Origin of the sequence: Candidatus Poriferisodalis sp. (assembly GCF_965204125.1) — a bacterium.
Classification (GTDB): domain Bacteria; phylum Actinomycetota; class Acidimicrobiia; order Acidimicrobiales; family Poriferisodalaceae; genus Poriferisodalis.
This window is the reverse complement of record NZ_OZ241968.1, coordinates 604,121-628,620: the sequence shown is the minus strand read 5'-3', so window position 1 is coordinate 628,620 and position 24,500 is coordinate 604,121. Positions and strand designations below refer to the sequence as shown.

Genomic DNA, 24,500 nt, shown 5'->3' with positions numbered 1-24,500 from the left:
GCTGCGGCGAGCCGCTGCCGTAGCGTGCTCTGCGTGACTGCATGGCTGTTGGACCCAGAAGTACTGCATCTCAATCACGGCTCGTTCGGCGCAACCCCTGCGGGAGTGCTTGACGCGCAGCAGGCCATCCGCACCCGCATCGAGGCCAACCCGACCCGGTTCTTCCTCGAGGGCGAGTACCAGGAGCGGCTGGACTACACGCGGCAGGCGGTGGCGGAGTTCGTCGGTGCCGACCCGGCAGGACTCGTGTTCGTCACGAACGCCACGGCGGGTGTGAACTCGGTGCTGCGCTCGCTGGAGCCGAGCCTGTCGGCGGGCGACGAGATTCTGGTGACCGATCACGAGTACAACGCGTGCGCCAACGCAGCGGCCGTGTCGGCGTCGCGTGTCGGCGCCGTGGTGACCACCGCAGCAGTGCCGTTCCCGCTCGACGACCGCAGCGAGGTAGTCGACGCCGTGCTCAGTGCGGTCACCGACCGCACGCGCATCCTGCTCATCGACGCCGTGACCTCGGCGACGGGCCTCGTGATGCCGGTGGACGAGCTCGTGGCGCGGCTGGAGCCCGATGTGCGGGTGCTCGTCGATGCGGCACACGCCCCCGGCATGATCGACTTCGATGTGACGGAGTTGGGCGCTTCGTACGTCACCGCGAACTGCCACAAGTGGATGTGCTCAGCCAAGGGCGCCGCATTCCTGTGGGTGCGGCCCGACCGGCGAGACGGCGTGCACCACGCGGTTGTCAGCCACGGGTACAACGGCGGCTGGCCGTCGGAAGGCGGGCATCTGCATGCCCAGTTCGACTGGACCGGCACCCATGATCCGACGGCTTGGATGACCATCGCCGATGCCTTGGCCGCTGTCGAGGCCATGCATCCCGACGGCTGGCCGGGTGTGAAGGGTGCAATCCGCGAACTGTGCCTAGCGGGCCGCGGCAAGCTCATCGAGGCCCTCGGCATGGACGCTCCCGCGCCCGACGACATGATCGGCGCCATTGCCAGCGTGCCGCTGCCGCCGGCCGGCAACTCGGGCTCGGCGATCTTCGACCCGCTCATGGCAGCGCTGCGCGACCGCCACCGCATCGAGGTGCCGGTGTTCACCTGGCCGGCGCCGCCCGACCGCGTCCTGCGCATCTCGGCGCACCTCTACAACCAGCCCGACGACTACGACCTGCTCGCCAAAGCGCTTACCACGGAACTGGCCGAATAGGGGCTGCCAGATCGGTCGATGGCGTCGCCGTGGCGCCGCAGCGCTGCGGCGGCTGGGGCCAGGTGGCAGGATCGCGGCAGGCAGGGCGGCACTCGCCCGACGACCGCAGCCCAGGAGGCACCGATGTCATCGGCCATCGCAGCAACACCCGGCGCCAAAATGATCTTCCTCATCAAGCGTCGGCCGGAAGCCACCCGCGACGAGCTGGTCGCGAACTGGTTCAAGAATCACATGCCCGACGTGATCGCCGGTCAGGAGCGCGCCGCCGCGGAGGGCAAGGTCCACGCCACGAAGTACATCGCGACGCTGTTCGATCAGCGGCCGGGCAAGAACGTGCCGTGGGACGGCATGGCGCAGCTCTGGTTCGACCGGGCGATCCCGAATCCGCCCGAGCCGCACGGCACGGTGCCCCGAGACACGTTTCAGGAGAAGGCTCAGCCGTACGTCGGGTGGGCAACCACCGAGTACGTGGTGATCGACGGCGAACTGCCGGTCGTGCCGAACACCCTCAACGAGCCATTCCCGGCGACGCGGTCGGGCTTCTTCAAGGTGTCGTTCCTGGTGCCCGCCCGGGACGGGATCGACTACGACGCGGCGTTCCGCCATTGGCTGGATGCGCATGCGCCCAACGTGCGAGGCGTCATGGGCGAGATCGGCGGCCTGCGCTACGTGGTGAACCACAGCCAGGACCCCGCCAATGAGTCCTACCTGGGCATGGCGGAGCTGTACTTTCGCGATCCGCAGGGCTGGGACGACTACCGGGCCACCATCACCGAAGACGGCTTCAGCGAATTCGTCGACTTCGACCGCTTGGTGAACATGCACGCAACCGCGCAGATGATCGGCATCCCCGGCTGATCGGCTGCCTCCAGGGGCGTCAAGCCTCTGCAGCCGCCTTCATCGCTGCGAGCGTGGCGCGGATGCCGGCGCGGGCATTGCCGGCCCGGTAGTCGAGTTCTTTCTGCCCGAACTCCACCATGCGGGGCGACAGCTGGCGCAGCGTCCAGGTCTCGGTCAATGTCGTGCCGGAGCCATTGGGCGCCAGCTGGTAGCGCCACAGGACGATGTTGTGTTCGAGCCCGCCGGTGACGAACGCGAAGTCCTCGTTGTCGACGCGGCGGATGATCTCAACGGGGGCCTTCCACTCCTCGCCGTCGAGCCGGTTGATGCCGACGAACATGTCGCCGACCTGCCCGGTGCCGGGCACACCGTCAGGACCCTTGCGCCAGTACCCGCCCGTATTCTCGTTGCTCCACTCGCCGTAGCGGTCCAGCGCCGTCACCATCTCCCACACCTGCTCCGGCGGGGCGTCGATGTCGATCGACTCGCTATGGGACATCACCGGGTCGTCAACATGCCCGGGAAGCTGCTCACTCATGGACCGCAGCCTTGCAGATCCGTTCACTCGCGTGCGGTGTCGAACTGGCGGGGTTTGCCGCGGCGCCGAGCGCCACGAGCCGGCTGTTTCCTGCTCAGTCGTTGTTGGCGGGGTAGAGCTCTCGCCAGTCGATCTGGTCGTCTTTTGGCAGCCCGGCGTTGATCGGCGCCATGTCTGCCAGCAGGGCGTCGGCAGCATCGTCGCCGATCGCTGCCCAGTGGACGTCGTCGAGCCGGTCGGTCATGGCCTCGACCTCGGCACGACCGGCGGAGCCTGCAGCAGTGGCCTGCCCGTCGGCATCCACCCAGCCGCGGCTGCGGAGGCGCTCGTAGGCGTCCGCCGCCTCTGTCTCGGTCCAGCCGGCTTCTTCTTGAATCCACTCACGGGGTGCCTCGTCGACGGCGACCTGGGAGACCACCGATTCGCAGCCGTCCAGACCGGCGGCCGTCAGAGCGATCAGGTGGCATCCGCTGCGGTATTCCCGCAGCAGGGTGCAGCCGTGCCACAGCGCGAGATGGGGCTCCTCGGGCCAGTCCAGCGATGCCCAGCCCGCGAACAGCAATCTTCCGACGGGGTCGGCGGCCTCGCAGACAGCTCGCACCGTCTCGGCGCTGCGGCGAACCGAATCGCTGTCGATGAACTCACCCAGCTCGCGTCTCAACGCGGCATCCATGCCCTCGTAGCGCGCGTCCAGCACCTGGGCCGGCGTCGAGTACGTCCAGGCATCGGGGATCGCCCGCCGAACCCGCGCAGGTGCGTAGTAGAAGAACAGCGATTCCACGACGCTCGCCGGCACGGGCCCCAAGGGCGCTGAACGAGTCGCGAAGTAGTTCATCCAGAAGCCGCGCAGTCCAGCGGCTGCTCCCGCCTCGCGCGCCTCGGGCGCCCAGTAGCAGAGCTGGTGATACCGCTCCACCCATTCCCACATCAGTCGCGCACGCCGCATGGCCATCTCCGCGTCCTGCTAGCCGGGTTGGTTGATGAGGTGGGTGGCGGCATTGTCGAAGTGGGCGAACATGGCCTGAGCGATGTCGGGATCGAGTGGGGATCCGTCCGGCAGCTGCGCCGTTTCGAGCGAGGCAACCATGTGTCGCATCCAGGCATTGCGTTCGGCCGGCCCGATGGCGAAGGGCATGTGACGCATGCGCAAGCGTGGGTGGCCGCGTTCCGCGCTGTAGTCGGCGGGCCCGCCCCAGTACTGGGCCAGGAAGCCCGCCAGACGGTGCCGAGAGGGTCCCATGTCGGCGGGATACATCGGCCGGAGCAGTTCGTCCTGCTCGACTGCGTCGTAGAAGCGATCCACCAGATCGTCGAAGAACAGCTGTCCGCCGACTGCGGCGAACACCGTCGGCGGCTGCTCGACGGCCTCGGCCAGGCTGCCGCCCAGCGTCAGGCCGCCCGCACCCCACGCGGAAGTGTCCTCGGCTGCAGCCCGCTCTTCCGGCCCGATGGACCCGGCGCCTGTCACAGCGTTCAGGCTAAGAGGCAGAGCCGGCAGGCGTAGCCCCGGGCCAGAGCGGCACCGGGCATGCGGCAGGGCGGGGCGCGTACAGTCATGGTGCGCCGGCCCGCTCGGTCGGTGCTCAGCGGTGGGCCTCGTTCGGGCCCGGAGGCAGGCACGGGAGACACGATGGCGTTGACAGAGCGGACCCAGCGGGGAACCAACGGGCGGAAGCCGGACGGGCGGCGTGCGCACCGGTCGTACCTGAGCTACATCGACAAGTCGCGCGAGTACTACGCAGCGTACGGCTACCCGCAGCCGTACCAGTGGTCGTACAACCACGAAGTGCCGTTCGCGCCGCTGCCGAAGCCGCTGTCGGAGTGCACCATCGGGCTGGTCACCACCTCGTTCTTCGAGAAAGGCCGCGAGCCCGCGGGAGTGCCGACGGCCCGGCCCAAGCAGCCCTACGCGGCCCGCTGTGACGATGCCCTCGCCGGCCTGTACAACAGCGATCTCTTCTGGGACAAGGACAACACCCACACCGACGATCTCGACACCTACCTGCCCATCAACCGGCTGCGCGAGTTCGAGGCCGAGGGGCGCATCGGTGCTCTGTCCGAGCGCTTCTATGGAATCCCCACCGACTACAGCCATCGCCGGACACAGCGCAACGACTCGCCCCGCATCGAGGAGTGGATGCGCGAAGACGGCGTGGATGTTGCCTTGCTGGTGCCCCTCTGACCGGTGTGCCACCAGACGATCGGTCTGATCGCTCGACATCTGGAAGAAGCCGGCATTCCCACCGTGGTGGCCGGCAGCGCCCGCGACATCGTGGAGGAATGCGGCGTCGCCCGCTTCGTGTTCACCGACTTCCCCTTGGGGAATCCGACGGGCAAGCCTGGCGACGTCGGCATGCAACGCGCCATCGTGGGCACCGCGCTCGAGCTGCTGGAGTGTGCGTGGCTGCCGCGCACGACCGTGCAGACGCCCTACGTCTGGGATGCCGAGGACAACGACGGCTGGCGTGACCACTTCATGCGCGTCGACGACTCGAACCGGGATGCTCTGGCCGCGGCCGGCGAGGCACGCCGGCGCGATCAAGCCGCCGCCAAGGCTGACGGCCGCGCCCGGACCACCTGAGCAAGCCGGGCACCGGCGTCGGGGCCAGCCGGCGCTGCCGCGCTCGGCGCCCGAACGAACGAAAGGCCGCACATGACAGACCAACTGCGCAAGCCACTGTTCGACCCCGCGGATGCCGACGCGCCTGACTTCGTGCCGTCAGAGCCGGCCGGCGCCGATGTCTATTCGCACCCCTCCGAGCACGGCGAGCGCATCACCGACACGCTCGTCCCCGACGTCATGATCGAGGCGTCGGGAGGCGTGACGGTCGCCGCTGATGTCTACGGCGACGCCGGGCCGCTGGTGCTGCTGCAGCACGGCGGCGGCCAGACGCGCCATGCCTGGAAGGGAGCGGGCCAAGCCCTCGCTGACGGCGGCTACCGGGCGGTGTGTCTCGACGCCAGGGGTCATGGCGACTCGGACTGGGCACCCGACGGCGATTACACGACTGAAGCATCGGTGGCCGACCTGGTGGCGATCGTGGAGCACTTCGGCGAGCGGCCGGTGCTGGTGGGCGCTTCGATGGGCGGGGGAACCTCGCTGACCGCGGTCGGCGAGGGTTCCGTGGACGCACTTGCGCTTGTGCTCGTCGACACGGCGCCGCAGATCGAAGCGGCCGGCGTGCGCAAGATCCGGGAGTTCATGGCCCAAGGTGCTGATGGGTTCGCGTCGCTCGAAGAGGTGGCCGAGGCCATTGCCAACTACCAGCCGCACCGCAAGCGGCCCAGGAATCTGGACGGGCTCGCCAAGAATGTGCGCCTCTGGCCCGACGGCCGTTACCGCTGGCACTGGGATCCCGCCTTCATGCACCGCCCGCGCAGCTTCGCCGAACGCATCCCGCGCCAGCAGGCCGCTGCGGAGAACCTGACACTGCCGACCCTGCTGGTCCGGGGCGGCATGAGCGACGTGCTGTCAGAGGAAGGCGCCCAGTCGTTCCTCGAGACGGTGCCGCATGCGCACTACGCAAACGTGGGCGGCGCTGCGCACATGGTGGCCGGCGACCGCAACGACATCTTCGTCGAGGCAACGCTCAAGTTCTTGGCCGAATTTGTACCTAGTGCGCGCGAGCGGGCCTGATCGCGGCCATTCGGCCCTACCCTTGCGGCCTGTGGCCGGCCCGGCCGAGCTTCGAGAGGCACAACATGCGTGGAACAGTCAAGTTCTTCAACAACGAGAAGGGCTTCGGCTTTATCTCCCGTGAAGGAGCCGATGACGTCTTTGTCCATTTCTCCAACATCGTCGGTGAGAACTACCGGACGCTGGAGGCAGGGCAGGAGGTCGAGTTCGATATCGGACCCGGCCGCAAGGGCGACGAAGCCCAGAACGTCAAGCCCGTCTGAGGACGTTCACCCCTCGGCGTCGTCGCCGGACTCGCCCAAGGACTCGAGGCTGGGCGGCGCAAGGTTTGAGGCGAACTTGGACATGTTGTCGGTCAGGGCGCTGATGAGCTGCTCCACGAACTGCGGCGACATGTTGACCCGCTGTACCACGACGCCCCGCCGGGGCGACTGCTTGCCGCTGAAGTCCAGCCGGATGAAGTCGAGTGTGAACTCATAGGGCGAGTGGCGCACCACGGCAAAGTTCGACCATACGCCTGCTTCGAGTTCCGGCGGCAGCCGGATCTGCAGTTTCGTGCCGTCGGGCAGAGCTTCATGGGTGTTGCCGTCTGTCACCTGCCGAAACCTACTTGGCAGTCGCGTCAGGCCACTTCACGGTGCTCGCACTGGTCCGAATGTGTGCCCTCAGCGCTCCTCGCGGCGGTAGGGGAGAGTCAGTGCTGCGGGTGCGGGACTCGGCCGGTGCCGGGCCCGGAAGCTGATCGCGATCAGCACCACGACGGTCAGCAGGAACGGCAGGATGCCGAGCAGCGCCGGCGAGATCGTGTTGATCTCCAACCCGAAGATCGACAGATCGAACGTCTGGACTCGGGGCTGCAAGGCCAGCGTGAAGCCGAACAGCAGTGAGCCGGCGGCCAGACGTCCGGGTCGCCACGCTCCGAAGATGACCAGTGCCACGGCGATCCAGCCGCGGCCGGCGATGAGGCCTTCGGTCCAGCCGGCGGCCATGTAGAGCGACAGGAAGGCGCCGGCAGCGCCTGCGAAGGCGCCTCCGATCAGCACAGCCCCGGAGCGCAGGAGGGTCACCGAGTGGCCCACTGAGTCTGTCGTGGAGGCAGATTCGCCGACCGCTCGCAACGCGAGACCCAGCCGGGTGCGATTCAGGACGAACCAGGCCGCGATGCCCAGGAAACCCGCCAGGTAGACCACCGGCGGCTGGTTGAACAGGATCGGGCCGACCCAGCGGATGTCAGCGAGTCCGGCGATGCCGAGATCGGTGAATACAGCATCGGCTCGCTCGCGGACCGCATCCTGCCCGATGAAGGCGGCGAACCCGAGCCCGCCGATGGTGATCGCCAGGCCGGACACCACCTGACCGGCACCCATGACCACGCTCACCACTGCGTGAACGCCTGCGACCGCCATGCCGACGAGCGCCGCGAATGCGAACCCGATCCAGGGCCGGTCGGTGGCGAGCGCCATCATGAAGCCGCTCACGGCGCCCATCGCCATCATTCCCTCGACACCGAGGTTCAGCACGCCGGAGCGCTCGGCGATGAGTTCGCCCAGGCCGGCCAGATACACGAGCGTGGCGAACTGAACGGTCGCCACGAGCAGCCCGACGACGGCCGCTTCAGACACCCGATGCCTCCGGATTCGAAGAGCCATCCGACAGGGGGCTTCCGTCCGGTGCCGGTCCGGACGGCGGTGGGGATTCCTCAGAGGGGTGGCCGACCGGCCGTACCCAGCGGACGCGGTAGTTGAGCAGCACGGCCGCCACCAGCGCTCCGATGAGGATCATGGCCTGCAGGATCGTGGCGATGGAACTGGTGACACCGAGCGTCTGGATGGACTGGCCTCCCACCTGCACCGCGCCAAACACGAATGCAACCGCCGCCACGCCGGACGGTCGCATCAGGGCGAGCGCGGCCACGATGATCCCGGCGAAGCCATATCCGTTGGACAAGCCAGGATCGAGCCTCGTCGCCGTTCCGGTGAGCTCGATGGCGCCGGCCAGCCCGGCCAGCCCACCCGACAGCAGCAGGGCAGCGAGCACTTTGCGTTGCAGCGAGATGCCGGCATAGCGAGCTGTGGCCGGCGACGAACCCGCCATCCGCAGCTCGTATCCCCAGGCCGTGCGTGAAACCGCCAGCCAGAACGCGACCAGCAGCGCGACGGCGAACAGTGCGCCGACATGGGCGCGACCGAACAGCCCCGGCAGCGACGCTTGGTCGGGCAACGGCTCGATGAGCGCGAAGCCCTGTGACTCGGGGTCTTTCCACGGCCCGGTCTCGAGCCACTCCACCACCCGGATCGAGACCTCGACGAGCATCAACGTCGTGATGATCTCGCTGACGCCGAGGTATGCCCGTGCGAGTGCCGGTCCCGCCATGAGAATGACGCCGCCCACTGCACCTGCGATCAGCATCATCACGATGAGGAGGGGCCCCGGCAGGTCGCCGGCAGACATGGCAAAGCCCGCTGCAACGGTTGCGCCCGCCATCATCTGGCCCTCGGCCCCGATGTTCCACAGGCCCATGGAGCCGGCCACGGCAACGGCCAGGCCGGCCAGCGCCAGCGGCGTGGCTCGCAGCAGTGTCCGCGAGATCGAATTGATGCCGCCCAGCGACGAGTCGACCATCCGGCCGTACACCTGGGCTGGGTCGTTGCCGGCAGCGAGCAGCAGGAGTGCCCCCGCGATCAGCGCCACGACGATGCCGATGACGAAGGCGACAGCCTGGGCGGCAGGCACGACATCGGCACGTCGCTGCAGCACGGGCCGCACGAGGCCGCGATGCCAGCGGGCCCGGCCACGCGACACGGTGTGCAGCGGGGCGTGCGTCGGTTCCGGTGCCGCGTCCGGATCGCTCACGAGGTGCCGCCTGAAGCCGTGGCGGTGCTCCCGGCCATCGCAGCGCCCACTTCAGTCCGGGTGACCCGCGTCGGATCCATGAGCGCGGCAACCCGGCCCTCGTACATCACGATCAGCCGATCCGACAGGGCGAGCAGCTCGTCGAGGTCTTCGGAGATGAGCAGCACGCCCACCCCCGCCGCTCGCTGGGCCACGATCTGCTCCTGGATGGCAGCGATGCCCGCCACGTCGAGGCCGCGGGTGGGCTGAGCCGCCACGAGCACCTTGGGCTCGCCGGTCAGTTCGCGGCCGAGCAGCAGGCGCTGGAGGTTGCCCCCCGACAGGGCGCTCACGGGTTCGTGAATGCGTCCCACCTGTACGCCGAAGCGCTCGATGAGCTGCCTGCAGAAGTCCTCGCACCGGCGCAGGTCGAGCATCAACCGGCGCCGCATCGAGCGGTACGACCGCACGACGGCGTTGTCAACCACCGACATCGTGGGGGCCAGCCCCATGCCGAGCCGATCCTCAGGCACGTACGCAAGTCCGGCACGCGAACGACCCCGCGGCGACGCTCCGGTGATGTCGACTCCTTCAAGCAGCATCGTGCCGGCGGTGGTCGGGCGCAGGCCGGCGATGGATTCGGCCAGCTCCCGCTGCCCATTGCCCGACACGCCTGCGACACCGACGATCTCACCGGCGCGTACGTCGATGTCCACTGAGTGCAGCGCTGGCAGCCCGCGGTCGCTCAGCGCCGCAACGCCCGCCAACTCCAGCACGACGTCGCCGCTGGTCCTCTCGGCGGGCCGCTGGATCAGGGTTGCCGCCTCGCCCACCATCATCTCCGCGAGATCGGAGCGGTCGATGCCCGCGAGGCTCCGCGGCTGCGCCACGGTCACCCCGTTGCGCAGCACGGTCGCCTCGTCGCACACCGAGAGCACCTCGTCCAGCTTGTGGCTGATGTAGATGACTGAGCGGCCTCGATCGGCCATGGAGCGCAGCGTCAGGCCCAGATCGGCTGCCTCGGCAGGAGTCAGCACCGCTGTCGGTTCGTCCAGCACCAGCACGTCGGCGTCGCGCCATAGCGCCTTCAGAATCTCGACGCGCTGGCGCTCGCCGACCGACAGCTGCCACACCGGCCGGGACGGGTCGGTCTGGAGCGAGTAGGTGGCCGCCAGGTGGGCGACCCGCTCGATGATCTGACCCATGTCGAGATAGCGGGGCGCGGAGCCGAGCACCACATTCTCAAAGACGGTAAGCGTGGGCACCAGGCGGAATTCCTGGTGGACCATGCCGATTCCTGCGGCGATCGCATCGGCCGGGGAATGGAATTGGCGCTGCTGGCCGTGCACCCAGATCTCGCCGGCATCGGGGAGGTACACGCCGCCGAGCACGTTCACCAGCGAGGTCTTGCCGGCACCGTTCTCGCCGAGCAGCGCGTGGATGGTGCCCGCCCGGACGGTGAGGTTCGCGCCGTCACACGCGACGACGCCGGGAAACTCCTTGCGGATGCCGCGCAGGTCGACGACGACGCGACCGTCGTCGGAGCCGGGGGGCACCGCGGCGCCCCCCGGCTCCGACATCGGTTTCAGTTCGGTTCGGCCAGTCGGATCAGGGGCTGGCGTCACCCACGACGCCTTCGACGAACCAGTCCATGCCGAGCATCGGCCCGTCTTCCATGGTCTCGCCTGCGGCGACACGCTCGGTGCCGTCCTGATCGTTGATCGGGCCAGTGAAGACGTCCCACTCGCCTTCACGGAGCTGCTCGGCGACGTCGCTGATCTGGCTGGCGACATCGCCCGGCACGTCATCGGCCAGGGGCGCCAGGTCGACGATGCCGTCGTCCATGCCGCCCCAGTACGCACCCGGTGCGTAGGTGCCTGCAGCGACCGCCTCGATGATCTCGGCGTAGCGCGGGCCCCAGTTCCACACGGGAGCGGTGATGAATGCGTCAGGTGCGAAATCTCGCATGTCGGAGTTGTAGGCAACCCAGCGGGCACCGGCGTCCTGTGCGGCCACGCCTGCAGCCGTCGAGTCCTGGTGCATGGCGATGACGTCGGCACCGGCTTCGAGCAAGGCCTTGGCCGAGTCGCCCTCAACCGCCGGGTCGAACCAGGTGAAGGTCCAGATGACGTGGACCTCGGCCGACGGGTTGGTCTCACGCACGCCGAGGGTGAAGGCGTTGATGCCTCGGATCACCTCGGGGATCGGGAATGCGGCCACATAGCCCAGTTGCCCGGTCTCGGTCATCGCGCCGGCCGCCATGCCGGACAGGTAGCGGGGCTGGTACATGCGGCCGAAGAAGTTGCCGAAGTTGGTGTCGTTCATCTTGAAGCCCGAGGCGTGCTCGAACACGACATCGGGATACTCGTCGGCGAGCTCGAGCATCGGGTCCATGTAGCCGAACGATGTGCCGAAGATGACGTTCGCACCTTCGTTCTCGATGAAGTCGACAGCGACTGCCTTGAAGTCCTCGGCGTTCTCCGGAACGCTCTCGACGAACAGCGTTGTGGCGCCCGTCTGGTCTTCCGCGTACTGGCGACCTTGGTCGTGTGCCCAGTTCCAGCCGGCGTCGCCGACCGGGCCTACCAGCACGAATGCCGCCGTGACGTCCTCGGGGTCGCTGCTGTCGCCGCCGCACGCTGCCCCCAGCAGCGCCACGCCGGCCAACGCAATGGCAAGTCGTGTCAGAGTCCTCGAACGCATGATCTCCCTCTCCGTTCGCGCCCGCGAGGCAGCCTCGGGGCGGTCGTCATCGAGCCTAATCTTGCCCATCTGGGCCCGCAGCCACCGTCCGCAGGCACTCCGAGCTGGTTCAGAAGGGGTTGAGTTCGAGGCCGAGAAGGTGGCGGCCGAGCTGGTGGGTCACGCGGTCTTGGTGCACATTGATGTGCACCGGCATGGCCCGGAAGTCGCGGTAGCGGCGGTCGAACGCGCCGCCTTCTCGCAGCGCGGTGCCGCCCTGGGTGCGGTGCAGCAAGGACATGGCCTCGTCGAGCTGCTCCACGGCCATGGTCGTCACGGCCATCTGCCGCAGGTAGTCGGCTTCGTCGGGCACGACACCGGCGGCGATGCGGCGGTCGACGTCATTGCACGCTGCTTCGGTTGCCGCGGCGGCGGCTGCCAGCAGTGATGCCGCCCGACCGAAGTTGACCTGCACGGTGGGCCGATCGACCATCTTGCCGCCGATGATCACCCGCCGGCCGCCGGCCGCGTCGGCAGCCTCGGCCAGCGCCCTGCGCACGAGGCCCACTGCCATGAACGAGAGCCACAGGTCTGAGATGCCCACCCAGTCCTCACGGTAACGGTGATGCACCACCGGCACCGTGCGCAGCGACTCCGCACGGTTGGCGCCGAACCAGGCCACGCAGTCGCTGAGTTTCACCGGCACGTCGGTGTAGTGGACATCGTCGGTGGCCGATGCCCGCAGCCCGGCGCCGTCCCACGACGGGTCGATCTTCATGCCTTCGGTGGTGGTGGGCAGGATGGTGAAGCGGATGTCCATGGGCCTCACCGGCTTGCCGTCGTCGCCGGTGATGGCGAAGGCCACCCCGCAATAGTCGGCGTAGCGGGCGCCGGTGCCCCAGCGGCCGGTGCCGTTCAGGATGGCCTGGTCGCCCTCCACCCGGCCGTAGACCGAGCTGCGGGCACCGCCGGGGAACGACACCCACTGGCCGTTGGTCACGACGTGGGTGAGAAAATCCTGCTGGTCGGGGCCCACCGAGCCGACGAACAGGTGGAACACGCACAGGTGGTTCCACAGGCACCACGCCAGGCTCGGGCAGCGGGCTGCCACCGCTTCGAGTTCGCGGCCCATGTGCAGCATGGTCTCCTCGACGCCGCCGATGTTGCGTGTGGCCGACATGCGCATGAAGTCGGTGCCGCGGATGGCCTCGATGACCTCCGACGAGACGGACCGGGTCCGGTCTGCGGTCTCGGCTTGCGCCTCGATCGCATCCAGGAACGGTGCTATCCGCAGGCCCTCGGCTGGCGCCGGGGAAAAGTGCTCGACGAGTTCGAGGCCCGTCAGCCCGAGATCGTCGGGTTCGCCTGCTGCGGACGTCGGAGTGGGCTCGTCGGCTTCGGGTGCTCCCGCCATCCGGCCACAGTAGGCCGCTACTGCGCTAGCTGCAGTGGCCGTTGGATGACGGCGGCACATCCAGCATCGGGTTGCGGTCGAAGAAGCCGTCGGGCACCAGCCCGAAGCCGACGTACTCGGTGGGCATTACCGGGAAGTCCTCGGGCCGCGCATCGTGTGTGATCCCGAACGTGTGCCACACCGTGATGTCGGTGTCGACCACCGGTCGGTCGCCCGCCGTGTAGCGCTCCAGCCCGTCGCCCGCATTGCGCTGGGTGGGGAACCGTCCGGCGCCGTAGCGCTCGTCGGGCCGGGTCGGCGACACCCACAGGTTGTGCCGGGCGAACGTGGCACGCTCCGAGTGCGGACTGTCGTTTGCGGCGAACATGGTGGCCGTAGGCGGCGGCAACAGCCGGAAGGCGGTCGGATGCCCGAGGCGGTTGATGTGATCCGCGCTCTGGATGCGCCAGTATCGGCTCGATGCCGAGTTGGCGTTGCGCCGGGCTGCCAGCTCGCTCTCGAGCACGGTTTCCCGCGCGGCGAACGCGGTGCCATACGGGTTGTCCGGGCCCGGCGGCAGTGCCTCGGTGTTGACCTCCACCACGCTGTTGGCATTGCCGTCGATGGCCATGTCCAGCCGCACGCAGAAGATGTGCTGGTGGATCGGGGCCGACACATGCGGTGCCACCTGGCGGGCGAACGTCAGGTCGTCGCCCTCGCGATGTGACCGCGTGGTGAGGATGCCGGTCAGCTTCACCTCGTAGCGGATCGTGCCGTCGAGGTAGAAGTACCAGAAGAACCCGTACTCGTAGTTGCCGATCGTGTGGATGGCGCTCACCACCAGGCGGCGCGAGCGGCGCACCTCGGTGGTGTCCGCGTTCCAGTCGAAGTGCTTCCAGCCGATGCCGAAGTCCTCCTCGTGGATGCAGATGGCGTTCGGTGTGGTCACCACCGAGCCGTCGTCGAACACCTGCGTCGAGTCGAGGTAGACGATCTCGCCCAGGCAGTCGCAGCCGAGCTGCAACGAGTTGTTCATCAGGCCGAGGCCGAACTCGCCCGAGTCGAGCGCGTGCTTGAACGTTTGCGATGGCCGGGTGTCGCCGTAGGGCACCACCATCTCGGCCAGCGACGCCCGGTCGATGATGGGCCGCACGCGGCCCCCGTCGTTGTATGCAATGCGGTGCAGCACCAAGCCCTCGGTGTCGTCCATGACGACGCGCATCGACCACTTCTGCCAGCACAGCTCGTTGTCTTCGAGCGTGAAGCTGGTGCCTTCGGGTTGGGTGATCTCGATCGGGCGCAGATCGGTGCGCATGGGCCCGAAGTCCTCGGTGACCGAGTCGACGTCGTAGTTGCCGCGCTCGGAGGCCACCGGCCATTGGTCGAAATCGGTGACTTGCAGCACTTCGAGCGTGTCGACGTCGATATGCACCATCAAGCCGTCGAGCGGGTACGCATAGCCGTTGTCGGCGGGGTTCGGACGCCAGAAGGCGATGCAGCGCTGCACGCGCCGGCCGACCTCGAAGTCGAAGTCGTAGTCGCCGGTGGGCCAGGGGTCGATCTGCACTTGCGAGGTATCGGTGATGCCGCGCTTGGCCAGCGCAGCGGCGAACCCCGGGTCCTTCCGGCAGGCGTCCATCACGGCGAACAGCTCCGCCATGCCCACCCGAGGCACCACGCCGGGATGATGCGTCCACGAGTCGACCTCGCCGCGGGTCACCGACACCACAGCGGTGTGCACCTCGCCGTGCTCGCGCACGACGATCTCGAAGCGGCGGTCAGTGGCGGTGCCGGGCGTCCATGCTGCCACTTCGGCCTTGGGCGGCTCGGCGATGCAGAAGCCGTGAAAGCGCGCGTCCGCGCCGATGCGCCCGCTGCGACGCAATACCTCGATGGCGGCGTGGGCCTCCGCTTCGGTCATCATCGACAGCGGATGAACCGAGGGCGTGTCCGCTCCCTCGACCGGTGTTTCCAGCAATGTGTCGGCCATGGCTTCACGCTACGCGGTGCACCGCGCATACGCGGTCGGCGCGATGAATGTCACTAATCTCGCTCAGTACGGTTTCGCACCCGATTGGCCCAGAATTGGCCTGATGACTGGGGTCCGTACGTCGTGACCGAGGGTGATCTCCGCAGCCGCGTCCGGCGCCACCTTGAGTTCATCTACCCGGCGATGCGTACCGATCGACTCGTTGACGACGTGCTGTCCACGCTCGGGCTCGACGGCACTGAGGGCGCTGCAGCGGGCGGCCCGCGATGGGATGAGCACGACGTGGCGGTGATCACCTACGCCGACTCGATTACCGAAGCGGGCAAGGTGCCGATGCAGACGATGCACGATCTGCTCGACGACCTGACCGGCGACGTCGTGTCGGTCGTGCATGTGCTGCCGTTCTACCCGGCGAGCTCGGACGGGGGCTTCGCCATCACCGACCACCGTGCCGTGGACCCACGGCTGGGCGCCTGGGACGACATCAGCGATCTCAGCGAGACCTACACGGTCATGGCCGACCTGGTCGTGAACCATGTCAGCGCCGATCACCCGTGGATGTCCCAGTTCTGCAGCGGGGAAGACCCCGGCAGCCGCTACCTGCTCACCGCCGAGCCGGAGGACGACCTGTCGAGCGTGGTGCGTCCCCGCACCACGCCGCTGCTGCGCGAAATCGAGACCCCTGACGGCCCCCGGCTGCTGTGGTGCACCTTCAGCTTCGACCAGATCGATCTGGACTTCGCTGAACCTGAGGTCCTGCTTGATTTGCTGCGCACGGTGGCCCGCCTCGTGGATGCGGGCGTGAGGTGGTTTCGGCTCGACGCCATCGCCTATCTCTGGAAGGAGCTCGGCACCTCGTGTGTGAATCTGCCGCAGACCCACGAGTTCGTGAAGCTGCTGCGGACGCTGCTGGACGCACGCTGTCCCGACTCGGTCATCATCACCGAGACCAATGTGCCGCACGACCAGAACGTGGCGTATTGGGGCGAGGGCGACGAAGCCCACCTCGTCTACAACTTCAGCCTGCCGCCGCTGGTGGCTCACACGATGCTGTCGGGCTCGTCGGTGGCGATGCAGCAGTGGCTGGGCAAGCTCGAGACGCCGCCCGCCGGTACGTCGTTCTTCAATTTCATCGCCAGCCACGACGGCATCGGGCTGCGCCCGGTGGAGGGGCTGCTGAGCGTCGCCGAGATCAACCGCCTCATCGCCGCGGCACACAGCGCAGGCGGCACCCACTCGGAGTTCGACACGCCTGCGGGACCCAAGGCCTACGAGCTGAACGTTTCGCTGTGGGATCTCTTCGCCGGCGATGGAGACCCGCTGGGCGTCGCGCAATTCCTCGCCGCGCACACGATCATGCTGAGCCTCGCCGGCGTTCCCGCCCTCTACGTGCACGCACTATTGGGCACCCCCAGCTACTGGACGCCGATCAGCGAGCCGCCGCGCATCGTCACCGAGCACGGCCTGCCCCCGGTGGAGCAGAACAAGCGCACGATCAACCGGCGCAAGGTCACCTTGGACGAGGCGGTCGACTTGCTCGGCGCGCAGGACGGGATCCGGCGCAGAACCCTGGTGGAGCTCGTGCACCGCATGCTCATCCGTCGTGCGCAACCGGCCTTTCACCCCGACAGCCCACAGGTGTCGCTGGACCTGGGGCCGCAGGCACTGGGGGTGATGCGCGGCGACGCACAGAGCGGCCAGACGGTGGTGTCGGTGACCAATGTCGGCCACACCCATCTCACGGTGGATCTCGAGGTGCTGTCTTCGCTCTGCCCGCCAGGCAGCGCAGGCAGGCAGTTCGGCGAGGCCGGCTGCACAGATCTGCTGGACGGTGCACTGCACGGTCCGTCGGACCGTGTGGATCTGGCGGCCGGACAGACGATGTGGCTGTGCCTGGAATCCGAGCGGCGGGAGCCCGCGCACGCACACCGGCCGACGAACCTGTAGCTCTTCGCCATCGAGCCGCCCGGCAGGGCTCGCCGCTGCGAGGCTCAGGCGTTGTCGAGCTCGACTGCGTCGTAGAGCTGGCCGAGCACATCGGGCACAGCGCTCTGCACGCGTGACCAGTTCGGGATGAACGGTGTGCCCATCGGGTCGTTCAGGAACTCGTCGCCGGCTTCCATGATCGCCGAGGCGAACAGCTCCACGGCCGTCTCCTCAGCGTGCAGGTCGAAGTCGAAGCCGTTGAACGTTGCGTCGTTGCGGTAGTGGCTGACGAGGTCGAGAGCGTTGCGGTAGTAGACGGCCTTCACGGTGCGGAAGATCTCGGTTCCCAGCGTGGTGCCGTCGATGGCCAGCTTGCGGTAGATGGCCTTGGCGATGTCGCGGCTCATCTTGTGCAGGCCGGCGTTGGCGTCATCGAGCGAGAGGTCTTGGTGCTTGTGGTCGTAGCGCCCGCACAGGTCGACCTGGCAGATCCGGCGCCCCTGGTAGATGCGGTACACCTCCGACAGCACGCCGATCTCGAGGCCCCAGTCGCTGGGAATGCGGATGCTGCGGGTCATGTCCAGCTTCATCGCGAACTCGCCGGCCAGCGGGTAGCGGAAGGCGCCCAGGTAGCGCAGGTAGTCGTGCTCGCCGATGGTGGCCCGCAGCGCCCGCAGCAGCGGTGTCACCAGCAGGCGCACGACGCGCCCGTTCAGCCGCGCCGAGGCGCCCTCGCCGGCCCGGTAGTAGTAGCCCTTCGAGAAGGAGTACCCGAAGGTGGGATGCAGGATCGGGTACAGCAGTCGTGCCAGCAGGCCGCGGTCGTAGGTGAGGATGTCGGCATCGTGCAGGGCGACGTTCTCGCAGCGTCCCGAGGCCAAGAAGTAGCCCAGGCAGTACCAGACGTTGCGGCCCTTGCCCGGCTCGGTCGGTGCGAGCACCCTGTCGGCGAGCACCTCGTCGATCTTGCGCAGCCGCGGGCCGTCGTTCCACAGCAGGCGGGTGCGCTGGGGCAGCCGGGCGAAGAACTGCCTGGCGTCTGCGAACTGGGCCTCGTCGGCCCGGTCAATGCCCACGATGATCTCGTCGATGTAGGCGACCTTGGCGATCTCATCGACGATGTTCCCGAGGGCGGGCCCCTGCAGCTCGCTGTACAGCGCTGGGATGATGAGCGCGATCGGCCTGCGGCGCGAGTAGTCGAACAGCTCGCCTTCGAGGCTCTCGACGGACCGCTCGCCAAGGCGATGGAGCGTCGCGATCGACTCGTGCTGCTGGAAATCGGCCACGATGACTCGCTTGGCTCGCTTGCTGGTGGTGAACCTACCCTGCCGGGTTCACCGGCTCGTTTCGGGTCGCGCGGTAGGGTGCGCCATGGCCCAATCTCAACCCCCTGAGCGGGGCCGATTCCCCTCGCTGGACAGCAAATTCACGACCGACGGGCTCACCTTCGACGACGTGCTGCTGGTGCCCGACGCATCCGACGTGCTGCCCGATGCGGTCGACACGTCGTCGCGGTTCACACGGGGCATCACGCTCGCCGTCCCGCTGGTGAGCGCAGCCATGGACACCGTCACCGAGGCGAGGCTGGCCATCGCCATGGCCCGCCACGGGGGCATCGGCGTGATCCACCGCAACCTGTCGGTCGCCGATCAGGCCGCCGAGGTCGACAAGGTGAAGCGCTCGGAGTCGGGGATGATCAACGAGCCCTTCACGCTCGGCCCCGACAATCTGGTGTCCGAAGCCGAGGACCTCATGGCCCGCTTCAAGATCAGCGGGGTGCCGATAACCGATCCGACGGGCCGGCTGGTCGGGATCCTGACGAACCGCGACCTGCGCTTCGAGACCGACTGGAGCCGGCCGATCCACGAGGTGATGACCTCGGAAGGGCTGGTGACGGCGAGCGCCCCGACCACCTTGGAAGAGGCTCAAGTGGTGCTGGCCCGCCACCGCATCGAGAAGCTGCCGATCGTCGACGACGACTTCCGGCTCGTCGGCCTGATCACGGTGAAGGACATCCAGAAGCGCATCCAGTTCCCGAACGCCTCCAAGGACGAGCACGGCCGGCTGCTGGTCGCCGCCGCAGTCGGCACCGGTCCCGACACCATGGAGCGCGCCGCGGCGCTGGTGGAGCGCGACGTGGATGCCATCGTGGTTGACACAGCACACGGCCACAGCCGCGACGTCATCGAGACCGTGGCAAAGATCAAGGCCAATCACCCTGCCGAGGTGGTGGCGGGCAATGTGGCCACCGCCGATGCGGCTCGTGCGCTCATCGACGCCGGAGCCGATGCGATCAAGGTCGGCATCGGTCCGGGCTCGATCTGCACGACCCGGGTGGTGGCCGGGGTGGGGGTGCCGCAGATCTCGGCTGTGTTCGACTGCGCCTCGGAGGCCGCAGCGGCCGGGGTGCCGGTGATCGCAGACGGCGGCATGCAGTTCTCGGGCGATCTTGCCAAGGCGATCGCCGCGGGGGCGCACAGCGCCATGGTGGGCGGCCTGCTGGCGGGCACCGACGAGTCGCCCGGCGAGGTGGTGCTGTACCAGGGCGAGCGCTTCAAGGAGTACCGCGGCATGGGCTCGGTGGGCGCCATGAAAGGGCGCAGCTACTCCAAGGATCGCTATTTCCAGGACGGGCGCGAGGTGGAAGAGCTGGTGCCCGAGGGCATCGAGGGACGGGTTGCCTACAAAGGCCCGCTGGCCGGTGTGCTGCACCAGCTTGTCGGCGGGCTGCGCCAGGCGATGGGCTACTGCGGCGCCACCAGCATCGACGACATGCGGCTGCGCACCCGGTTCGTGCGCGTCACTGCAGCCGCTCTGCGTGAGAGCCACCCCCACGACATCATGATCACCAAAGAGGCGCCCAACTACCGGGCGCCGACCTGATCAGCTCCCTCTTCCTTGCTGAGCTGCTCCAGCCGTTCCCATTCGTCGATGAGGCTGCTGTCGGTGTTGCGCACGAGGTCGCCGAGCCATCGCGTCAGCTCCACGATGTCGTCGGTGCGGCGATCTTCGGGCACGTTGCGCACGAGCGCCTTGTAGGCATCGCTGAGGTAGCGCAGCAGCACTCCCTCCGAGCCCTTGATGCCGTAGTGGTTGACGTACTCGCGGAACGTCATGGCCCGCTCTCGCAGGTCGCGTGCCACTGACTTGGGGCGGATGTTGTCATTGCGCAGCCAGGGGTGGTGGGTCGACCAGGCGTTGAAGCTGTCATAGAGCCAGTCGCGCAGCGGCTTGGGCCACTCGACTTCTTCGAGGCGCTCCATGCGCTCCTCGTACTCCACGCCCTCGGCCTTCATCTCGGCCAGCAGGTCGGTGCGAGCAAGGTCTCGCTGCCGTTCCAGCACCACGGTCGGGTTCTCGAGCGTTGCCTCCAGCACGCTGAGCACGTCGAGCGGGTAGGTCGGCTCGTCGGGGTCGAGAAACTCGATGGCGTCGAGTGCGAACGGCGACAGCGGCTGGGTCAGGTCGAACTCGGCCTGCAGGTCCACGTTGACCCGCACGAGGCGGTCGAGCTCATCGGGTTCCGCGAGCTGTTCCACCACCTGCGTCTCGGTCAAGGATCGGTAAATTGCGATGGCGCGGCGGATGTGGGTGCGGTTGGCGGCCCGGGTCTCGTGGTTGTCGGTGAGCAGCCGGCGCATCGCTGCGCAGCCGTCGCCGGGCCGATCCAGCACGTTCATCAGCATCGAGTGCGACACGTCGAACTGCGAGCGCAGCAGCTCGGGTTCGCCTGACGCCAGGCGTTCGAACGTGTCGCCGTTCCACGGCGCGTAGCCCCGCTTGGGCGGGGACGGTCGGCGCACCTTGCGGAGCTTCGCCGGGTCGTCGCCGAACTTCTCGCGGGCCTTCTCGAGCGCCATCGCGTACTCCACCTCATGCTCGGGCGCTTGGCACCACACGAAACCCTCGTGGTCGAAGCCACGGCGCCCCGCCCGGCCGGCGATCTGCTGGAAATCTCGCACTGACAGCACCCGGGTGTCGCGGCCGTCGTACTTGCAGAGCTGGGTGAACACCACCGTGCGGATGGGCACGTTCACGCCGACGCCGAGCGTGTCGGTGCCGCAGATGAGCTTGAGCAGGCCCGCCCCGGCCAGCCGCTCCACCAGCAGCCGGTACTTGGGCAGCATCCCGGCGTGATGGACGCCGACGCCCGCCTTGACGAAGCGCTGAATGTCACGGCCGAACGGCGAGTCGAACCGGAAGTCGACGATCTCCGCGGCCACCTGCGCCTTCTCGTCCTTGGTGAGCACGTTGAGGCTCGTGAGCGCCTGTGCCCGCTCGGTGGCGGCCCTCTGGGTGAAGTGGACGATGTAGGCGGGCACCCGCCGCAGCTCCAGCAGCTCTTCGAGCGACTGGTGCAGCGTGGTCTCGCGGTAGGTGAAGGTGAGCGGCACCGGCCGTTCCGCTCCCGTCACGGTGGCGACTTCGCGGCCCGAGCGCCGCTGCAGGTCCTCGGCGAAGCGCTGGGTGGGGCCGAGCGTGGCGCTCATCAGGATCATCTGTGTGCCGGTCAGCTCGAGCAGCGGCACCTGCCACGCCCAGCCCCGGTCGCGGTCGGAATAGAAGTGGAACTCGTCCATGACGACGCTGTCGACCGGGGCGTCAGCGCCTGAGCGCAATGCGAGGTTCGCCAGGATCTCCTGCGTGCAGCACACCACCGGCGCATCGGGGTTGACAGCGCCGTCGCCGGTCACCATGCCGACGATGGCAGCCCCCAGCTCGTCGCAGAGCGCGAAGAACTTCTCCGACACGAGCGCTTTGACCGGCGCGGTGTAGTAGCTGCGCTGGCCCCGCGCCACCGCCTCGAAATGCGCAGCGAGGCCCACCAGCGACTTTCCCGAACCGGTCGGAGTGGTGATGATGACGTGGTTGCCGCCGAAGATCTCCAAGATGGCGTCTTCTTGGGCGGGGTAGAGCTCCAGGCCGATGTCGGCCGTGTAGTCCAGGAAGCCCTCGAGCAGCGAGTCGGCATCCGGCTCGCGAGGCAGGAAAGCCGTCAGCCGCCCCGCCGCCGATCGCTCAACTGCCATCGTCATCGGAGGTTACGAGTCAGGCGTTGCGGCCGGGCCAAGCTTGGGGGTTGAGCATGTTGGGTGGCTGGTTGCCGTCGAGTGCGGTCATGACCTCCGACACTGCGTGGGTGAAGATGCGGCGGCGGCCGGCGACCGTGGCGGAGGCCACGTGCGGGGTCACCACCACGTCAGGGCGACCCAGCAGCGGGTGGCCTGGCGGCAGCGGCTCCGGCTCGGTCACGTCCAAACCGGCGCCTCGCACCTTGCCTGCATCGAGCGCCGCCAGCAAGGCGTCCTGGTCGACAAGTCCGCCGCGAGATGTGTTGACCAGGTACACGCCGTCGCGCATCGCAGCGAGGAGTTCGGCGTTCACCAGATGATGCGTGGCGTCGCTGAGCGGCGCGTGCACCGACACGACATGCGCGTCAGCCACTGCGTCATTGGGCGTCGCCGCCCGCTGCGCCCCTAGTTCCGCAAATCGCTCGTCGCCCGCATAAGGGTCATACGCCACGATCTCCATGCCGACGGCCGACATCACCCGGGCCACGTAGCCGCCGATGCGTCCGAGCCCCACTAATGCGAGCGTCGAGCCGGCCAGTTCGAGATGCCCGTGGCGCGCCCAGTAGTCGCCCTCGGCGGCTTCGAGCCGGACGGCCGATTCCTTGAGACCCTTCGTGATGGCGAAGATGAGCGCGACGGCCTGCTCGGCGGTGGAGACCGTCGGGCCGTCGGGCGTGTTGCAGGCGGCAATGCCGAACGCTGTGGCGTCGTCGAGGTCGAGATTGTCGAACCCGATGCCGGCCCGGGCGATCACCTTCAGCAGCGGAGCACGCTCATACACGGTGCGGTCGTAGCGGATGGCGGCGCCCACGATGGCGCCGTGCGCCCGTTCGATGCCTTCGAGGGGATCATCGCCGCGCACGTCGGCGATCTCGGCCCGTCCGTCCAGCAGCTCGCGCTGCAGCCGGCCGGCTGGCCGATCGAACCACACGACGGGCAGTGCTGCGGACTGTTCGGTCATCGCGTCAGTATTGCTTCGCCGTCCGAGGTGCACCCGGTCCACCTCGCCCGGCACCGGCACCGAGCGCGTCGCTACCGTTGACGACGACGTCCACCGGCGGGCAGGAGTACGGGTTGATGCAGGTCGACGAGGCGGTCATCCACGACACCGAGCGGTATGCCGCCGAGGGCTACCCGTGGGCCGAATGGGATCTGCTGCGCGACGAGGCGCCTGTCTACTGGTATGTGCGCGACAACATCGTCCCGTTCTGGGCCATCACCCGCTACGAGGACGTGAAGTGGATCTCGGGCCAGAACAAGACGTTCATCAACGGCGGCGGTCGCCTGCGCCTCGCCGACGCCGACCGGGATGCCCGCTTCTGGACGAAGTACCGCCAGCGTGCCATCGAGATCGGCTGGGATCCCGACGAGCCGCCGGACTTCATCTTCAAGGACCGTCCCGACCACTGGGACCTGCGCCGGCTGGTGGTGCCGGAGTTCACGCCGAAGGCGATGCGCAGCAGATCCGAGTCGCTTGAGCTGCACGCTCAGCGCTTCGCGGACGAGTTCATCGCCAAGGTGGCCGACGAGGGCACGGCCGACGTGGTGGAAGACCTGGCGGTGAAGCTGCCGCTGGCCGCCATCTGCGAGATGGTGGGCGTATCGGCCGACGACTGGGAACAGGTGCACGCCTGGACATCGGTGCTGTTCGACGATCCCGATCTGGAGAGGTTCTGCCGGCCCGGCGAGCCCCGCGACGAAATGCGGGCGCGCATGATCCGCGAGTTCGACACGTGGATCGGCGAGCTGATCCGCGAGCGCCGGCGTGACGGCACCGACGGCCGCGACTTGGTGAGCATCCTGCTGCGGTCGGAGATCAAATCAGGCCCGCTGACGCCGCAGCAGCTCGTGGGCTACCTGCGCTTGATGATCGCTGCGGGCAACGAGACAACTCGCAACGCCGCGAGCGGCGGGGTGATCGCCCTGCTCGAGCACCGTGATCAGCTCGAACTGCTCAACGAGCGCATCGACGACCCCGATGCCGTGGAATCGGCCGTGGAGGAGATCCTGCGCTGGACCTCGCCGGTCATTCAGTTCGCGCGCACCTGCACCAAAGACACCGAGCTGCGAGGCCAAACGATCAAGGCCGGGGAGCACGTGGGGGTGTGGTACCCCTCGGCCAACCGCGACGAGCGCCAGTTCCCCGAGCCCTACCGCTTCGACATCGGGCGCACGCCCAACGACCACCTCGCCTTCGGCCACGGCGCCCACTTCTGCCTCGGAGTGCACCTGGCCCGCTGGGAGCTGCGCGCGTTCTTCCGTGTGGTGGCGCCCTTGCTCGACGGGCTGCAGCTCGACGGCGAGCAGTCGCGCATCGGCCACCTGCACGTCGGTCCCATCAAGCACCAGATGGTGGCACCCCGCGCGTGATCCACCCGCAGCGT

21 protein-coding genes and 1 pseudogene are annotated in these 24,500 nt (G+C 68.1%); 9 read left to right on the top strand and 13 right to left on the bottom strand.

Translation table 11 applies throughout. The annotated features are described in order from the left end of the window. Window positions 1-33 precede the first annotated feature (33 nt). On the top strand, window positions 34-1,206 hold the full coding sequence (locus ACOGXD_RS03115) for an aminotransferase class V-fold PLP-dependent enzyme (RefSeq protein WP_419916467.1): 1,173 nt from the start codon (window positions 34-36) through the stop codon (window positions 1,204-1,206). 123 nt (window positions 1,207-1,329) lie between these two features. Then, a complete protein-coding gene (locus ACOGXD_RS03110) occupies window positions 1,330-2,064 on the top strand; it encodes an EthD domain-containing protein (RefSeq protein WP_419916466.1) in 735 nt (244 codons plus the stop codon). Between the two features lie 19 nt (window positions 2,065-2,083). Here ACOGXD_RS03110 and ACOGXD_RS03105 read toward each other — a convergent pair whose 3' ends face one another. The 3 genes from ACOGXD_RS03105 to ACOGXD_RS03095 form a co-directional block, all read right to left on the bottom strand. Beyond that, on the bottom strand, window positions 2,084-2,584 hold the full coding sequence (locus tag ACOGXD_RS03105; RefSeq protein ID WP_419916465.1) for an SRPBCC family protein: 501 nt from the start codon (window positions 2,582-2,584) through the stop codon (window positions 2,084-2,086). A gap of 94 nt (window positions 2,585-2,678) precedes the next feature. Next, window positions 2,679-3,530: an SCO6745 family protein gene (locus ACOGXD_RS03100; protein ID WP_419916464.1), complete on the bottom strand. Its 852-nt coding sequence runs from the start codon at window positions 3,528-3,530 to the stop codon at window positions 2,679-2,681. An 18-nt stretch (window positions 3,531-3,548) separates the two neighbouring features. Further along, window positions 3,549-3,977 carry a globin gene (locus ACOGXD_RS03095; protein ID WP_419917346.1) on the bottom strand — a complete coding sequence of 143 codons (429 nt, stop codon included), beginning with the start codon at window positions 3,975-3,977 and terminating at the stop codon, window positions 3,549-3,551. A 237-nt stretch (window positions 3,978-4,214) separates the two neighbouring features. On the opposite strand from ACOGXD_RS03095, the gene ACOGXD_RS03090 reads away from it, so the two are divergent. The 4 genes from ACOGXD_RS03090 to ACOGXD_RS03075 all read left to right on the top strand — a co-directional run bounded on the left by ACOGXD_RS03090 (window position 4,215) and on the right by ACOGXD_RS03075 (window position 6,484). After that, complete coding sequence (locus ACOGXD_RS03090) at window positions 4,215-4,766, top strand: glycine/sarcosine/betaine reductase selenoprotein B family protein (RefSeq protein ID WP_419916463.1); 552 nt, start codon at window positions 4,215-4,217, stop codon at window positions 4,764-4,766. A 3-nt stretch (window positions 4,767-4,769) separates the two neighbouring features. Continuing rightward, window positions 4,770-5,165 carry a hypothetical protein gene (locus tag ACOGXD_RS03085; protein ID WP_419916462.1) on the top strand — a complete coding sequence of 132 codons (396 nt, stop codon included), beginning with the start codon at window positions 4,770-4,772 and terminating at the stop codon, window positions 5,163-5,165. 72 nt (window positions 5,166-5,237) lie between these two features. Beyond that, window positions 5,238-6,221: an alpha/beta fold hydrolase gene (locus ACOGXD_RS03080; RefSeq protein ID WP_419916461.1), complete on the top strand. Its 984-nt coding sequence runs from the start codon at window positions 5,238-5,240 to the stop codon at window positions 6,219-6,221. 65 nt (window positions 6,222-6,286) lie between these two features. Continuing rightward, complete coding sequence (locus ACOGXD_RS03075; RefSeq protein ID WP_323671260.1) at window positions 6,287-6,484, top strand: cold-shock protein; 198 nt, start codon at window positions 6,287-6,289, stop codon at window positions 6,482-6,484. 6 nt (window positions 6,485-6,490) lie between these two features. Here ACOGXD_RS03075 and ACOGXD_RS03070 read toward each other — a convergent pair whose 3' ends face one another. The 7 genes from ACOGXD_RS03070 to ACOGXD_RS03040 form a co-directional block, all read right to left on the bottom strand. Beyond that, window positions 6,491-6,817, bottom strand: a complete 327-nt coding sequence (locus ACOGXD_RS03070; RefSeq protein ID WP_419916460.1) for a DUF3467 domain-containing protein — start codon at window positions 6,815-6,817, stop codon at window positions 6,491-6,493. Window positions 6,818-6,886: 69 nt separating this feature from the next. After that, window positions 6,887-7,843, bottom strand: a complete 957-nt coding sequence (locus tag ACOGXD_RS03065; protein WP_419916459.1) for an ABC transporter permease — start codon at window positions 7,841-7,843, stop codon at window positions 6,887-6,889. Next, window positions 7,836-9,074, bottom strand: coding sequence for an ABC transporter permease (locus tag ACOGXD_RS03060; protein ID WP_419916458.1), 1,239 nt, complete (start codon window positions 9,072-9,074; stop codon window positions 7,836-7,838). Before ACOGXD_RS03060 ends, ACOGXD_RS03065 begins: the two co-directional genes overlap by 8 nt. Then, window positions 9,071-10,633 (bottom strand): ABC transporter ATP-binding protein, encoded by a 1,563-nt coding sequence (locus ACOGXD_RS03055; protein ID WP_419916457.1) that lies wholly within the window; start codon window positions 10,631-10,633, stop codon window positions 9,071-9,073. Before ACOGXD_RS03055 ends, ACOGXD_RS03060 begins: the two co-directional genes overlap by 4 nt. 28 nt (window positions 10,634-10,661) lie before the next feature. Next, on the bottom strand, window positions 10,662-11,756 hold the full coding sequence (locus ACOGXD_RS03050; protein WP_419916456.1) for a BMP family ABC transporter substrate-binding protein: 1,095 nt from the start codon (window positions 11,754-11,756) through the stop codon (window positions 10,662-10,664). Between the two features lie 109 nt (window positions 11,757-11,865). After that, on the bottom strand, window positions 11,866-13,149 hold the full coding sequence (locus ACOGXD_RS03045) for an acyl-CoA dehydrogenase family protein (protein WP_419916455.1): 1,284 nt from the start codon (window positions 13,147-13,149) through the stop codon (window positions 11,866-11,868). A gap of 25 nt (window positions 13,150-13,174) precedes the next feature. Then, window positions 13,175-15,118, bottom strand: coding sequence for a primary-amine oxidase (locus tag ACOGXD_RS03040; RefSeq protein WP_419916454.1), 1,944 nt, complete (start codon window positions 15,116-15,118; stop codon window positions 13,175-13,177). Between the two features lie 123 nt (window positions 15,119-15,241). On the opposite strand from ACOGXD_RS03040, the gene ACOGXD_RS03035 reads away from it, so the two are divergent. Next, window positions 15,242-17,065, top strand: coding sequence for an alpha-amylase family glycosyl hydrolase (locus ACOGXD_RS03035; protein ID WP_419916453.1), 1,824 nt, complete (start codon window positions 15,242-15,244; stop codon window positions 17,063-17,065). Between the two features lie 44 nt (window positions 17,066-17,109). Here the strand turns inward: ACOGXD_RS03035 and ACOGXD_RS03030 are convergent, their stop codons facing one another. Beyond that, window positions 17,110-18,330 (bottom strand): glycosyl transferase, encoded by a 1,221-nt coding sequence (locus ACOGXD_RS03030; protein ID WP_419916452.1) that lies wholly within the window; start codon window positions 18,328-18,330, stop codon window positions 17,110-17,112. 85 nt (window positions 18,331-18,415) lie between these two features. On the opposite strand from ACOGXD_RS03030, the gene guaB reads away from it, so the two are divergent. Beyond that, window positions 18,416-19,927, top strand: coding sequence for an IMP dehydrogenase (gene guaB, locus ACOGXD_RS03025; protein WP_419916451.1), 1,512 nt, complete (start codon window positions 18,416-18,418; stop codon window positions 19,925-19,927). A 17-nt stretch (window positions 19,928-19,944) separates the two neighbouring features. Here guaB and ACOGXD_RS03020 read toward each other — a convergent pair. After that, window positions 19,945-22,074 (bottom strand): annotated as a pseudogene (locus ACOGXD_RS03020) (DEAD/DEAH box helicase); the annotation flags it as partial. Window positions 22,075-22,093: 19 nt separating this feature from the next. Beyond that, on the bottom strand, window positions 22,094-23,077 hold the full coding sequence (locus ACOGXD_RS03015; protein ID WP_419916450.1) for an NAD(P)-dependent oxidoreductase: 984 nt from the start codon (window positions 23,075-23,077) through the stop codon (window positions 22,094-22,096). Between the two features lie 77 nt (window positions 23,078-23,154). Here ACOGXD_RS03015 and ACOGXD_RS03010 point away from each other — a divergent pair, with 77 nt between their 5' ends. Then, window positions 23,155-24,486: a cytochrome P450 gene (locus ACOGXD_RS03010; protein WP_419916449.1), complete on the top strand. Its 1,332-nt coding sequence runs from the start codon at window positions 23,155-23,157 to the stop codon at window positions 24,484-24,486. Window positions 24,487-24,500: the final 14 nt, after the last annotated feature.

Bases quoted from the DNA above. Each gene is read 5' to 3' on its own strand.
- ACOGXD_RS03090 (WP_419916463.1), top strand. From the start codon at position 4,215: ATGGCGTTGACAGAGCGGACCCAGCGGGGAACCAACGGGCGGAAGCCG.
- ACOGXD_RS03040 (WP_419916454.1), bottom strand. From the start codon at position 15,118: ATGGCCGACACATTGCTGGAAACACCGGTCGAGGGAGCGGACACGCCC.
- ACOGXD_RS03050 (WP_419916456.1), bottom strand. From the start codon at position 11,756: ATGCGTTCGAGGACTCTGACACGACTTGCCATTGCGTTGGCCGGCGTG.
- ACOGXD_RS03080 (WP_419916461.1), top strand. From the start codon at position 5,238: ATGACAGACCAACTGCGCAAGCCACTGTTCGACCCCGCGGATGCCGAC.
- ACOGXD_RS03055 (WP_419916457.1), bottom strand. From the start codon at position 10,633: ATGTCGGAGCCGGGGGGCGCCGCGGTGCCCCCCGGCTCCGACGACGGT.
- ACOGXD_RS03015 (WP_419916450.1), bottom strand. From the start codon at position 23,077: ATGACCGAACAGTCCGCAGCACTGCCCGTCGTGTGGTTCGATCGGCCA.
- ACOGXD_RS03110 (WP_419916466.1), top strand. From the start codon at position 1,330: ATGTCATCGGCCATCGCAGCAACACCCGGCGCCAAAATGATCTTCCTC.
- ACOGXD_RS03045 (WP_419916455.1), bottom strand. From the start codon at position 13,149: ATGGCGGGAGCACCCGAAGCCGACGAGCCCACTCCGACGTCCGCAGCA.
- guaB (WP_419916451.1), top strand. From the start codon at position 18,416: ATGGCCCAATCTCAACCCCCTGAGCGGGGCCGATTCCCCTCGCTGGAC.
- ACOGXD_RS03075 (WP_323671260.1), top strand. From the start codon at position 6,287: ATGCGTGGAACAGTCAAGTTCTTCAACAACGAGAAGGGCTTCGGCTTT.
- ACOGXD_RS03105 (WP_419916465.1), bottom strand. From the start codon at position 2,584: ATGAGTGAGCAGCTTCCCGGGCATGTTGACGACCCGGTGATGTCCCAT.
- ACOGXD_RS03100 (WP_419916464.1), bottom strand. From the start codon at position 3,530: ATGCGGCGTGCGCGACTGATGTGGGAATGGGTGGAGCGGTATCACCAG.